Annotated in this window: 11 protein-coding genes; 8 read left to right on the forward strand and 3 right to left on the reverse strand. The window is 52.9% G+C overall.

The window, feature by feature from the left end; all coding sequences use genetic code 11:
* The first annotated feature begins 101 nt into the window (after positions 1-101).
* From F7P81_RS12585 to purU, 5 genes are all read left to right on the forward strand, one after another.
* The gene (locus F7P81_RS12585) at positions 102-917 is read left to right on the forward strand and encodes a GntR family transcriptional regulator (RefSeq protein WP_022709351.1); all 816 of its coding nucleotides are present in this window, start codon (positions 102-104) and stop codon (positions 915-917) included.
* Positions 914-1,945, forward strand: coding sequence for an SIS domain-containing protein (locus F7P81_RS12590; RefSeq protein ID WP_022709350.1), 1,032 nt, complete (start codon positions 914-916; stop codon positions 1,943-1,945). Before F7P81_RS12585 ends, F7P81_RS12590 begins: the two co-directional genes overlap by 4 nt.
* Positions 1,945-3,117, forward strand: a complete 1,173-nt coding sequence (gene nagA / locus F7P81_RS12595; protein WP_151159774.1) for an N-acetylglucosamine-6-phosphate deacetylase — start codon at positions 1,945-1,947, stop codon at positions 3,115-3,117. Before F7P81_RS12590 ends, nagA begins: the two co-directional genes overlap by 1 nt.
* A complete protein-coding gene (locus F7P81_RS12600) occupies positions 3,114-3,842 on the forward strand; it encodes an SIS domain-containing protein (protein WP_151159775.1) in 729 nt (242 codons plus the stop codon). The genes nagA and F7P81_RS12600 overlap by 4 nt, the downstream gene beginning before the upstream one ends.
* Before the next feature lie 208 nt (positions 3,843-4,050).
* Positions 4,051-4,935, forward strand: a complete 885-nt coding sequence (gene purU, locus F7P81_RS12605) for a formyltetrahydrofolate deformylase (protein ID WP_151159776.1) — start codon at positions 4,051-4,053, stop codon at positions 4,933-4,935.
* Positions 4,936-5,125: 190 nt separating this feature from the next.
* Here the strand turns inward: purU and F7P81_RS12610 are convergent, their stop codons facing one another.
* The 3 genes from F7P81_RS12610 to hglS form a co-directional block, all read right to left on the reverse strand.
* Positions 5,126-5,446, reverse strand: coding sequence for a hypothetical protein (locus F7P81_RS12610; RefSeq protein WP_151159777.1), 321 nt, complete (start codon positions 5,444-5,446; stop codon positions 5,126-5,128).
* A gap of 131 nt (positions 5,447-5,577) precedes the next feature.
* Positions 5,578-7,113, reverse strand: a complete 1,536-nt coding sequence (gene amaB / locus F7P81_RS12615; RefSeq protein ID WP_022709346.1) for an L-piperidine-6-carboxylate dehydrogenase — start codon at positions 7,111-7,113, stop codon at positions 5,578-5,580.
* A 256-nt stretch (positions 7,114-7,369) separates the two neighbouring features.
* Positions 7,370-8,761, reverse strand: coding sequence for a 2-oxoadipate dioxygenase/decarboxylase HglS (hglS, locus tag F7P81_RS12620; protein ID WP_151159778.1), 1,392 nt, complete (start codon positions 8,759-8,761; stop codon positions 7,370-7,372).
* Between the two features lie 391 nt (positions 8,762-9,152).
* On the opposite strand from hglS, the gene F7P81_RS12625 reads away from it, so the two are divergent.
* From F7P81_RS12625 to F7P81_RS12635, 3 genes are all read left to right on the forward strand, one after another.
* Positions 9,153-10,085: a LysR family transcriptional regulator gene (locus tag F7P81_RS12625; protein ID WP_022709344.1), complete on the forward strand. Its 933-nt coding sequence runs from the start codon at positions 9,153-9,155 to the stop codon at positions 10,083-10,085.
* 365 nt (positions 10,086-10,450) lie between these two features.
* Positions 10,451-11,734, forward strand: coding sequence for an NAD(P)/FAD-dependent oxidoreductase (locus tag F7P81_RS12630; RefSeq protein WP_075655931.1), 1,284 nt, complete (start codon positions 10,451-10,453; stop codon positions 11,732-11,734).
* A gap of 242 nt (positions 11,735-11,976) precedes the next feature.
* The gene (locus tag F7P81_RS12635; RefSeq protein ID WP_170265281.1) at positions 11,977-12,966 is read left to right on the forward strand and encodes an ABC transporter substrate-binding protein; all 990 of its coding nucleotides are present in this window, start codon (positions 11,977-11,979) and stop codon (positions 12,964-12,966) included.
* The last annotated feature ends 7 nt before the right edge of the window (positions 12,967-12,973 follow it).

A 12,973-nucleotide genomic window follows, 5' to 3' on the forward strand; every position in this document is an offset into this window, starting at 1 on the left:
GCTCTAAAGGGCGGCTTTCTCAACAGAAGCTGCCCTTTTTATTTTGAGCTGACAGATAATTCCATTTGTCATTGGTATTAAAAAGGTATTATAGTCCGGGTATGGATAATACCAGATTACTTCCTCTTCTTCAGCGCGGATTAGCGGCGCAAACGACCGGCGGGCCGCTCTATAAGCAGGTTTCCGTGGTGCTGACCAATTTGATTGAGGATGGCAGTCTTGCCGCTGGCAGTAGTCTGCCGCCCGAGCGTGAACTGGCGCAGGCGCTTGGTCTGGCGCGGGTCACCATTCGCTCGGCCTATCAGGCGCTGCTTGAAAACCGGTTGGTGGAACGCCGTCATGGCAGCGGCACCTATATTTGCGAACGCCCGAAAAAGATCAGCCAGCCGCTCTGGCAGCTTACCTCATTCTCGCAGGATATGATCGCCCGTGGTAAAGTACCAGGGGTACGTATTCTATCCGGCGGTATCGGTCAGCCGTCACCGGAAGAGGCATTCCAGCTTGGCATTTCCATGCAGGATTTGGTGGTGCGGGTAGAGCGCCTGCGCCTTGCCGATGATATGCCGATGGCAATTGAACGTGCAGTGGTGCCGCAGCGTCTGCTGGGTACCGCTACATTATCTGCTGCCGGACAGGAAACGGAACTGGCACAGGCTGTGCTCAGCGGTGCGCTGTCGCTTTATACAGCACTGGAACAACATGGCTATAAGCCGGTGCGCGCTTTGCAGCGTCTGACCGCTGTTGTGCTTGATCCGGTCAATGCGCGTTTGCTTGGTGTGGCTGACAAGGCTGCTGCCCTGCAAATGGAGCGCGTGTCGCGCACACAGACAGACCGGATTGTTGAATATACCCGCTCGCTTTATCGCGGCGATGCTTATGACTTTATTGCAGAATTGAAAACGGGAGAGGTCCGATGACCGTATCACCAACACTCATGCTTCAGGAAACCGAACAGGCTGCTTCCGTTGTTGCAGCCATGTTAAAAGACCAGAAGCCGGTTTTTGAAGAAATCGCGGCGGTCTTTGCCTCCCGTAAGCCCGCGCTGATTTCGACCTGTGCACGCGGTTCCTCTGACCATGCAGCAACATTTTTCAAATATCTGGCAGAAATCCGTTTAGGTTTACCGGTGGCAGCAATCGGCCCGTCGGTGGCATCAGTTTATGATGCGCCGTTGCAGCTTGGTTCTGCTGTACATTTTACCGTTTCGCAGTCCGGCGCCAGCCCTGACATCGTTGCCATGCAGCGCGCAGCTAAAAAAGGCGGTGCGGTCACTGTCGCCGTGGTCAATGTGACCGACAGCCCGCTCGGCAATGAAGCTGATATCGTGCTGGGTATTGGTGCAGGTCCTGAAAAAAGTGTGGCTGCGACCAAATCTTTTATCGCTTCTGCTGCGGCTCTGGCCGGTGTGATTGCTGCGGTGAGCAAAGACAGCACAATGCAGGGCGGACTTGATCAGCTGCCGGAAGCACTGGGCGCGGTTCAGGTTGATGCAGGCAATGCGCTTGAGAATATTCTGGCTGAAAAACAGTCGCTGTTTATCGGCGGTCGCGGGCCTTCAATGGCAATTGCGCTTGAAGCAGCGCTGAAAGCCAAGGAAACTTCGGCCATTCATGCGGAAGCCTTCTCGCTGGCCGAGCTGATGCATGGCCCGATGCGTCTGGTGGAAAAAGGCTTCCCGATTGTGGCCTTTGTCTCGCAGGATCAGGCCTATCAGCATAATCTGCAGGCGCTGAAACATCTGGAAAGCATCGGCGGTAATATTCTGGCGATTTCACCACTGGATCTGCCATGGAGCCAGATTAAAACACCGGCAACCGGTTCGGCTCTGCTTGATCCGCTGGTATCGCTCGGCGCCTATTATCGTGTGATCGAAGCGGTGACGCGCCGCCGTGGTTTTAATCCTGATAAGCCGCTTAATCTGAATAAGGTAACGGAGACTGTCTGATGGGTTTTCAGCTGCTGCGTGGTGCGCGTGTTTTTGACGGTCATCGTTTTCATGAGCGGACAGCCGTTCTGATCGAGAAGGGCAGGATTGTCCGTCTGGTACAGGATGGTGCTGCGCTGCCGGAAAATCTGCAGATCATTGAACTGGAGGGCGGCATTCTCAGCCCCGGTTTTATTGATGCGCAGGTCAATGGCGGCGGCGGAGCAATGCTCAATGACGGGCCAACGCCGGAAATCATGTGCACCATCGCAGCAGGCCATCGCCCATATGGCACAACCAGCCTGTTGCCAACCCTGATTACCGATACCGGTGATGTGACGGCGCAGGCTATGACTGCCGCCGTGGCTGCGGTGCAGGCTGACAAGGGCGTTGCCGGTCTTCATCTTGAAGGCCCGCATCTGGCACCGGCGAAAAAAGGTGCGCATCTGGCGGAGCTGATGCGCCCTGTAGAGGCAGCTGACATTCAGGCGCTGACTGCAGCGGCGCAGAAAATCGGTTGTCTGCTGGTGACAATGGCTGCGGAGCAGGTCACACCCGATCAGGTGCGTGAGCTGACCGAAGGCGGTGTTATTATCAGCATCGGCCATAGTGACAGCACTTATGAAATGGCTATGGCGCGGTTCGATGCGGGCGCGCAGGGCGTGACCCATCTGTTCAATGCAATGAGCCAGTTCGGCCATCGTACGCCTAATCTCGTTGGTGCGGCATTGGATCATCCGTCCGTGTGGAGTGGCATTATTGCCGATGGTCATCATGCCGAACCTGCGGCTTTGCGTGTGGCATTGCGGGCAAAACGCGGGCAGGGTCGCCTGTTCTTTGTTACCGATGCAATGTCGCTGGTCGGTTCCGGCCGCGATACATTCCAACTCAACGGCCGCACAGTTTATCGTGTCGAGGGTGGTTATTGCCCGAAACTGGTGTTGGAAGATCGAACTACGCTGGCTGGTTCTGATCTCGATATGGCATCGGGTATCCGCTATGGTATGGCAATGTTGGATCTCTCTTCCGAAGAAGCTCTGCGCATGGCGACATCCTATCCGGCCGCGTTTTTGCAGCTGAAGGATCGTGGGGTTCTGGCACCGAAAAAGCGTGCTGATCTGGTCTGGCTGGACGACCAGTGCCATGTTCGTTCCACATGGATTTCCGGTGTGCGACAGGATCAGCGGGTATGAGCATTATCAATGACTATTTCGACAGACTGACCGCGCATCTCACGCAATTGCGTGACAGTCAGGCCGAGGCGATGAAGCAGGCTGTTGCCATGATCGGCGAAGCTGCACGCAATGATAAGCGTGTCTTTGTGTTCGGTACCGGCCATTCGCATATGCTGGCGGAAGAGGTGCATTATCGTGCCGGTGGTCTGGCGATTACCGTACCGGTTCTCTCGGCTTTCACGATGCTGCATGAAGGCGCATCATCCAGCACCAAATTCGAGCGTATCAGCGGCATGGTTCAGCCTTTGCTGCAACGCTATGATATCGGTGCCGGCGATATTCTGCTGGTTGTCTCCAATTCCGGTGTTAATGCCGCGCCGGTTGAAGCTGCGCGCTTCGGCCGTGAAGCCGGTGCAAAAATTATCGCGCTGACATCTGTTTCCTATTCTGCCAGCGCGGCCCATGGTCGTGTACGTCTGTTTGAACTGGCTGATCTGGTGCTGGATAATGAAATTCCGGCCGGTGATGCGATGATGCAGCTGCCAAACAGCGGGATGAAAGCGGGCGCGGTTTCCACCGCCGTTGGTGCCACCATTCTCCATGCGATCTTTACCGCGGTTGCTGCCGAACTGGCCGCAGAGGGCGGAGAAGTTCCGGTTTATCGCAGTGCGAATATGCCGGGTGCCACGGAAATCAATGACCGGCTGATTGAAAAATATAAGACCCGCAATCCGCATTTGTGAGTTTTACATACCACCCATAAGTCAGGAAATCATCACCTGTAACCTGAGATTATGGGTCATGCAGATTTGTCTGCAAATGGCAGGAATCCGTCAAACAAAAGCGTAATCGGGACTGTTAAGCGCTGAAATTCTGTGTAAGAGCTTCATACGGAACCGGAATTTTCCGGTTCATTCTCATTTGAACTGTTGAAGCTTAAGGGACACTCCCATGCAGAATTATGTGTTGACCGTCAGTTGCCAGTCACGCCTCGGTATAGTTGCCGCTATTTCCGGATATCTCGCGGGTATGGGGTGTAACATCGTTGACAGCGCACAGTTCGATGATCTCGGTGCTGATAAGTTCTTTATGCGCGTCAGCTTTATTACCGAGCAGGGCAAAAGCTTCGAAGAAATTGCCGGTGGTTTTCAGGACACTGCTGACAAGTTCGGCATGGCTTATGATTTCCACGATACCCGCAAGCCGGTGAAAACATTGCTGATGGTTTCCCGCTTTGGCCATTGCCTCAATGATCTGCTCTATCGCTGGAAAATCGGCGGCCTGCCGATTGATATTGTCGGTGTGATCTCCAACCATTTTGACTATCAGAAGGTTGTTGTGAACCACGATATTCCTTTTCACCACATTGCGGTGACGAAAGAGAATAAAATTGAAGCCGAAGCCAAGATGATGGATATCGTCAACCAGACCGGCACGGAACTGGTGGTTTTGGCGCGTTACATGCAGGTTCTGTCTGATGAGCTGAGCCAGAAAATGTCTGGCAAGATCATCAATATTCACCACTCCTTCCTGCCGTCTTTCAAAGGTGCCAATCCTTACAAGCAGGCTTATGAGCGTGGCGTGAAGCTGATCGGTGCCACCGCGCATTATGTGACCGCTGATCTCGATGAAGGTCCGATTATCGAGCAGGATGTTGCCCGTATTACTCATGCACAGTCGGCTGCTGATTATGTTTCCATTGGTCGTGATGTGGAAGCGCAGGTTCTGGCACGCGCCATCCATGCGCATATCCATCACCGCGTGTTCCTCAATGGCAACCGGACAGTGGTGTTTCCGGCGTCGCCAGGGTCGTACGCCTCTGAACGCATGGGCTGATCAACCCACCGTTATTCACGCACTGACGGTCTGCAAACGGAGCATTCCTCCGCTTCCGGTGCTCATGTACCTCAAAGTACATTCCGCTCCGGTTCTCGGAATAACTCCGTTTTCGCCTCGTCATTGCAAGAATTCCGGCAGGTTGAGAGCGTCGCGCTTTGAAGAAAATAAAAGCCGGAATTTCCGGCTTTTATTTTTGCAGAGATGACAGGCATTTCTCTTCAACCGCATTTCTGAAGTCAGACATATTTCTCACCCACGCATTTTCTCCCTCAACCAGAGGTCTGGAATAGGCATCCAGAATGACTGTCTGAAAAATCTCATGCACCGCCGGATCAAACTTGACCTGCAACAGATCAGCCAGCGGCTTTCCCTGTAAACGTGCCGCCATCGACCGCCCCGCAAGCTCTCCGAGCTTGGTGCAGAACACCGTATTATTCTCGCTCGCATGCGCTGCGGGCAGAGGAGCGGTATAAATAATAGTCGTCAGGGCTGCTAAAAATAAACGCATGTAGGCCTCCAAGGCGGAGAAGTCTGACAGGATATGCGTGATTGCTGCGTCTAATAGAGACCTGCGTGTGATTTTAGTCAATAAAAAAGCCCCTCGCGAGAGGGGCTTTTCTTTGTCATCAGCAATGATGATTAGTCGATATCGAAGGATACGCCCTGTGCGAGCGGCAGTGCCTTCGAGTAGTTCACAGTGTTGGTTGCACGGCGCATGTAAGCTTTCCATGCATCCGAACCGGATTCACGACCGCCACCGGTTTCTTTTTCACCGCCGAATGCGCCGCCGATTTCAGCACCGGATGTACCGATATTGACGTTGGCGATACCGCAATCCGAACCGGATGCAGAGAGGAAACGCTCAGCTTCCTGCAGATTCAGTGTGAAGATCGAAGACGACAGACCAGCACCAACTGCGTTGTGCAGTTCGAGTACGTTGTCGAAATCGCTGTATTTCATCACATAGAGGATCGGTGCGAAGGTTTCTTCGAGAACCGGACCGGCCTGTTCTGGCATTTCAACGATTGCTGGCTGTACGTAGTAACCTGTGTCCGGACCTACGGATACGCGTTCACCACCGACAACTTTACCGCCATGAGCCTTGGCTTCTGCCAGAGCTTTCTGCATGCCGTCGAAAGAAGCCTTGTCGATCAGCGGACCAATCAGTGCAGGGGTTTCCAGCGGGTTGCCGATGGATACGCTCTGATAGGCTTTGACCAGACGTGGTACCAGTGTGTCGTAAACACTTTCATGTACGAACAGACGACGCATGGTGGTGCAACGCTGACCTGCAGTACCCATGGCACCGAAAGCAATCGCGCGCAGAGCCATGTCGAGATCGGCTGACGGGCAGACGATACCGGCATTGTTGCCGCCGAGTTCGAGGATAGCGCGTGCGAAACGCTTGGCCAGACGTGGACCTACATCGCGACCCATGCGGGTTGAACCGGTTGCGGAAACCAGCGGAACCTTCGGATGGTCAACCAGAACTTCACCGATTGTACGGTCGCCGATGATAACAGCGGACAGACCCTTAGGAGCATCTGCGCCGAAACGGGCAGCTGCACGGTTGAAGATCGCTTCACAAGCCAGAGCTGTGAGAGGGGTCTTTTCGGAAGGTTTCCAGACAACAGAGTCACCGGCAACCAGAGCCAGAGCCGCGTTCCATGACCAGACAGCTACAGGGAAGTTGAAGGCGGAGATAACGCCGACAACGCCAAGCGGATGCCATGTTTCCATCATGCGGTGACCGGCGCGTTCAGTCGCAATGGTCAAACCGTAAAGCTGACGGGACAGACCAACTGCGAAATCGCAGATGTCGATCATTTCCTGAACTTCGCCGAGACCTTCGGAGATGATCTTACCGGCTTCGATCGAAACGAGACGGCCGAGATCAGCTTTGGAAGCGCGCAGTTCTTCACCGAGCAGGCGGATCAGCTCACCGCGGCGTGGAGCCGGAACATCGCGCCATGTGCGGAATGCTGCATCAGCTTCTTCGATCATGCGGGCAGTGTCTGCAGCCGAATGAGTCTTGAGGGCGCCGATCTGTTCGCCGGTAACCGGGCTGAACGAGGCAAGATCACCGCCTGTATAGGCAGCGCTGTCAACGCCAAGCTTGGCGAGAATGTCAGCAGCTTCCTGCTTAACGTTCACTTTTTTATTTTCGGTGCTCATAAATCGCATTCCCTATTGTTTATCGTTCAGAATATCAGGCGTTTGTTCGGGTAAGTGAGCAGACCTGATATTCTATCTGGTACGGTGGAGCAGTAATTTGCTCCGGAGCATTTCGCAGTTAACGACCGCGATAATGCGACAACTCAAGAATCTAGAGCGAGTGTTGTGGATCAAATGAAGCGCGACACGCTCTAGTATAAACAGCTGAACGGCAATCCGCTTTGAGGGCAGATTGCCGTTTTCATATGTTATCTAGTTATTCTGCTGCAGCTTTAAAGGCGAGAGCCTTCAATGCACCCTCAACAGATTCGCGCTCGATGCGGGCATAGTGTTCAAATTCATTGAGCACGGTTGCGCCGAGATCAGCTTCAAAACGCTTCTGGTTCGGGCTTTCAGTGAATTCCTGTGTATCATCGTCGCCGAGATTGGACTGGAAGATACCAGCGGCGCTGACCGGCAGGAAGTCTTCATAGACAATCGGGTCAAACTGGATTGCGCCTTCAGCAATCAGGCTGTCGAGATTGGCGGCGGTCAGTTCGCTCTTGGCTTTCGAGCGGTCTGCAACGCTGTAAGCGAAGTAGCCGAGACCCTGTTCACGGATTTCTGCCCATGTATCCGGGAATTCTTCGAAAACTTCACCGAGAATACGAACATATTCAGCAGCATTCGAACCATCCGGCGCAGGGCGGATGCGTGCACGGGTCTTGTCGAGCAGCGCATCATAAAGGCCACGGCCCTTTGGTGTCAGAGCGATACCGCGCTGTTCAATTTCACCAAAACGGGCAGTGTGTGTACCGGCTTTCCATTCGCCTGCAGCATCGGTGAAAGAAACGGATTCTTCGAGCGCTTTGAACGAGGTCTGACGCAGCAGAACCGCACATTTACGGGTTGGCGGGCCTTCAACAACAGCTTTAGGCGAAATATTGCGCGCCGGCATCTGAGCCTGCACGGCATCGATGTCGAGTGTGCGTGGTGTCAGGTGGTTGATGTGCGGGCCTTTGAAAGACACAACGTCAGCAATCAGACGATGGGCGTCGTGCAGACGGTGATAGAGTTCTGCACTCACATTGGCCTTATCGTGCCAGCGGAAGGTTTCCAGAACTTCGGAAACGAATTTGTCAGCCTGTTCCTGTGTAAGACCGCCCTGTTTTTCAGCAATCTCGATCAGCTCAATCGCACCGGCAGTGAAGATGTTGCGCTTTGCGAGTGTTTCTTCAGCTTCCTTGCGCAGTTTCTCGTCAGCGATCAGGTCGAGACGCAGCAACGAGGTGAAAACGCGGAACGGATTGATCTTCAGCGATGCATCAGCAACCGGACGGAAGGCTGTGGAATGCACAGGCACACCGGCAGCGGACAGGTCGTAGTAACCAACCGGGAACATGCCCATAACGGCATAAGCACGGCGCATCATGGAAAGTTCAGCGGCGGTGCCGAGGCGGATCGCGCCGTGACGCTCTTCGGAAATACGATCCAGAGAGTCGGTATCCTCGAGGCGGGCGAGCAGTTCAGGCTGGGCTTTCAGGGTCGCAGCATTAACATCTGCAACCAGTTCCATCAGCGTGCCGTAAGCAGGCACTTCTGTACGGTACATTGCGGACATTGCGGCTGAGAATGCAGCGCGGATGCTGTCGGCTGATACGAAATTCATGGTTTGCCTCCTTGAGGGCTTTCCGTATGCGAGCTGTTATCTGTCTTGGGAGAAGATAAAGCCCTGTCTGTTTTGCTCTTGGTGCAGTTCCATAAAGAAAAGCGGATGACGTTTTTCCTGAAACTGCCCTAAAACTGCTTCGTGTGGTTGATTTGTGCTCTTTGGAAGTCGCACAAAACCATCCTGATGTTGTTATAAAGGCCTATCTGATCCGAAAAATGTCAGCCAGTTTTCGGGATATGCTTTAAATTTGATGCGTAATTTCTTTTTAAATCGATTTTCGACTATCAGAAACACGTATCAGATGTTGATATCATGACTAAAATTGATCATATCAGCTGTAGTGGCCGCGTGATTGCGACGAAACCGACTATGTTTATGCGAGGCAGGAATGAAGCTCAGCCGACGACTGATACCGGATATCGCCATTTTGCAGGCTTTTGAATGCGCTGCACGTCACGGAAGTTTCACGCAGGCAGCCCACGAGCTGAACCTGACGCAAAGCGCGGTGAGTCGTCAGATCAAGGATCTGGAAGGCCAGCTCGGCGTTTTGCTGTTTGAGCGAATCCGTCAGCGCATCCTGCTTTCCGATGCCGGACGCAAGTTTTTGCCGGAAGTGCGTCGTCTGTTGAATCAGACTGAAGACACGATGTTGCGAGCGATGGCCTCGGCACAGTCTTCTTCGGCTTTCAGCGTGGCGACATTGCCGACATTCGGCGCGCGCTGGCTGATGCCGCGTATTCCGAATTTCATCGAAGAAAATCCGGGTGTGGCTTTTAATGTCGGCTCACGCACCGGCGTGTTCGATTTTGAAGAATATCCGTTTGATATGGCTATTCATTATGGTCAGCCGGTTTGGGCACATGCCACCTGCAATTATCTGTGCAGTGAAATGGTGGTACCTGTTGCCAGCAATGCTTTGATCGAAAGCCACCGCATTGTTGAGCCGGAAGACCTGCAAAAAGAGCCTCTGCTGCATCTGACAACGCGTCCGAAAATGTGGACGCAATGGTTTGAACTTTGCGAAGTGGATGCACGCAGCACTTATAGCGGCCATCGTTTCGATCAATTCTCTATGGTGATCGAGGCCGCTGCCGCAGGGCTTGGGATTGGTTTGTTGCCGGTTTATCTGATTGAGCAGGAGTTGCAGGAAGGTCGCCTGCGAATTCTGTTTGATAAGCCGATGCGTACCGAGAATGATTATTATCTGGTGGTGCCGGAAGGCAAACATGAAAATCCGCTGATACAGACATTTTCCAGCTGGATTCGCGGGCAGGTCGGCCAGCATGACTATATGGCGCTGGTGCATCTGAACGCAGAATAAGATATGTAATGCAATTTAAGTGGAACAGGTCATTCCGCAAATGAATGATCTGTTGCGCAAAAATTGCTACTTTTGCCAAAACCGAAAGGTGTATGCCTACTCAGGCGCCAGAAGAAAAAGACGATAATAACACTGGTAATTAACAAGCCGGATGATTTTCCGTGTTGTGCTTCAAATTTCAAACACTCAGAGTGTTGTGTGTGTATCCGCATTATATATACGGCGCTCTTTATCCATTTTGATCGTTGCCCTTTTGTCTGAGCCGCTTTTGCGTGGTGCGTATATTTCAGGCGCATAATCGTAGGCTTGTTGCTGCAATCCAGGCTGACATAAGTGGCAACGTTGTTTTTGAGAAATGAACTGACATGTTGAATAATCCCCGTTCTCACGGTCTCTGGGAAAAATCCGCTCCTGCCGCTCCGGTTACATCTGCCCTGCAAGGCGAGTTAAACGTTGACGTGGTTGTTGTAGGCGGTGGTTTTACCGGACTTTCAACCGCACTGAATCTGAGTGAACGCGGCAGCAAAGTTGCCGTGCTTGAAGGCGTTGAAATCGGCTTCGGCGGTTCCGGCCGCAATGTCGGTTTGGTCAATGCCGGTATGTGGGTTATGCCGGATGATCTGCCGGGAGTGCTCGGTCAGAAATATGGTGACCGTCTGCTCGAAGCGCTCGGCAATGGCCCGAAAATGGTTTTCGAGCGAATTGAAAAGCATAATATCGCCTGTGAAGCGACCCGCACGGGTACATTGCATTGCGCTGTCGGTCAGAAAGGCCTGCGCGAATTGCAGGATCGTGCGGAACAGTGGCAGCGCCGTGGCGCGCCGGTCACTCTGCTGAGCGCCGAAGAAACTGCAAAGAAAGTCGGTACTAAAGCCTATAGCGGTTCGCTGCTGGATATGCGTGCAGGCACCATTCAGCCGCTGGCCTATGTGCGTGGCCTTGCCCATGCGGCCATTGCTGCGGGTGCACAGATTTTCACCGGTTCTCCGGTAACTTCTACAGAACGTGTGGGCAATGACTGGGTGGTTCGCACTGCCAAGGGTTCAGTGCGTGCGCAGTGGATCGTGGTGGCAACCAATGCCTATACACAGGCACCATGGCCGCAGATCCGCGCAGAAATTATGCATCTGCCTTATTTCAATCTGGCAACCAAGCCGCTGACCAAAGAGCAGCAGGCACAGATTCTGCCGGAACGTCAGGGCGTATGGGATACCAAACAGGTGCTGTCGTCTTATCGTTACGATCAGGCTGGTCGTTTGGTGTTCGGCAGCGTTGGTGCATTGCGCAATACCGGCACAGGTATTCATACGGCATGGGCAAAACGCGAAATGAAGCGTCTGTTCCCGCAGCTTGGTAAAGTCGAATTTGATTATGAATGGTACGGCCTGATCGGCATGACCAATGACAGCCTGCCGAAATTCCATCGCTTTGATAAGAATGTGATCGGTTTCAGCGGTTATAATGGTCGCGGTATTGCCACCGGTACAGTATTCGGCAATGTGCTGGCACGTCATATCAGCGGTGAAATCAGCGAAGCTGATCTGCCATTACCGGTGACTGAGCCGGAAACACAGTCCTTCCTCGGTATCCGCGAAGCCTATTATGAAACCGGCGCACAGATCGCGCATTTTGCCGGCGCTCGCTTCTGAGCGCCTAAATCAAAGAGCATGCTCGCTTCTGAGCGCCAAAACTAAAGACCACGCAAGATTCTGAGCCAACTGCCAGAATAGATGAGGTTTTAACAGGGCATTGCTGGTTCAATGCCCTGTTTGTTTTTGTTTTCTGTGGTGACTTTATTCTTTGTCATAAACTTGTAGTGTTCATTTAATAAATGAACGGCGAGTAACCGGCTCGCTCCGGTGTCGGATGAATGATTTCAGGGATAAGAATCATGTTGCAGAAACGCACGTCACGTAAAACAGTTCTGGCTACTGCTCTGGCAGTGTTTATGGGCGCAACTGCGGTGAATGCAGAAACGCTCAATCTTTATACCTCGCAGCCGGAAGCTGATGCGACCAAAACCGTTGAAGCATTCCGCAAAGCCAATCCTGATATTGATGTGCAGGTATTCCGTTCCGGTACCAGCGATATCCTCAGCAAACTGGCCGCTGAATTTGCTGCCGGTGCGCCGCAGCCGGACGTGCTGCTGATCGCCGATGCTGTTTCTATGGAACTGCTGAAAAAAGACAATCGTCTGAAAGCCTATGAAGGCGCGAAGACAGATGGTCTGACTGAGGGTTCGTTCGACAAGGACAAAACCTATTTCGGTTCCAAGCTGATCACCACAGGTATCGCCTATAACACACAGGCGAAAAGCAAGCCTGAAAGCTGGGCTGATCTCGGCAAAGAAGAATATAAAGGCCAGATCGTGATGCCAAGCCCGCTTTATTCCGGCGCGGCTGCTTATCTGCTCTCCGGCTTTGCACTGAATTCGGAACTCGGCTGGGATTATTTTGAAAAGCTGAAAGCCAATGAGCTGATCAGCGTGCGCGGCAATGGTGCTGTGCTGAAATCCGTTGCCAGCGGTGAAAAGCCTTACGGTATTCTCGTGGATTTCATGGCACTGAATGCCAAGGCAAAAGGTTCGCCGGTTGAGTTCGTATTCCCGAAAGAAGGCGTGCCTGCGGTAACTGAGCCTGTTGCAATCATGGCGACTGCCAAGAATGTTGCCGGTGCAGAGAAGTTTGTTGATTTCATCCTCTCCGACGATGGTCAGAAACTGGCACTGGAGCAGGGCTATCTGCCAGCCAAGGAATCTGTTGGTCGCCCGGGCTGGCTGCCGGAAGGTACAAAAATCAACATCATGTCGATTGATACGCTCAAAGTTCTGGGTGTGACAGAAGCCGACAAGAAGCGTTTTTCTGAACTGTTCGGCGGTTAAGGCATTC

It is taken from the genome of Pseudochrobactrum saccharolyticum, assembly GCF_008801715.1.
GTDB classification, from domain to species: Bacteria; Pseudomonadota; Alphaproteobacteria; order Rhizobiales; family Rhizobiaceae; genus Pseudochrobactrum; species Pseudochrobactrum saccharolyticum.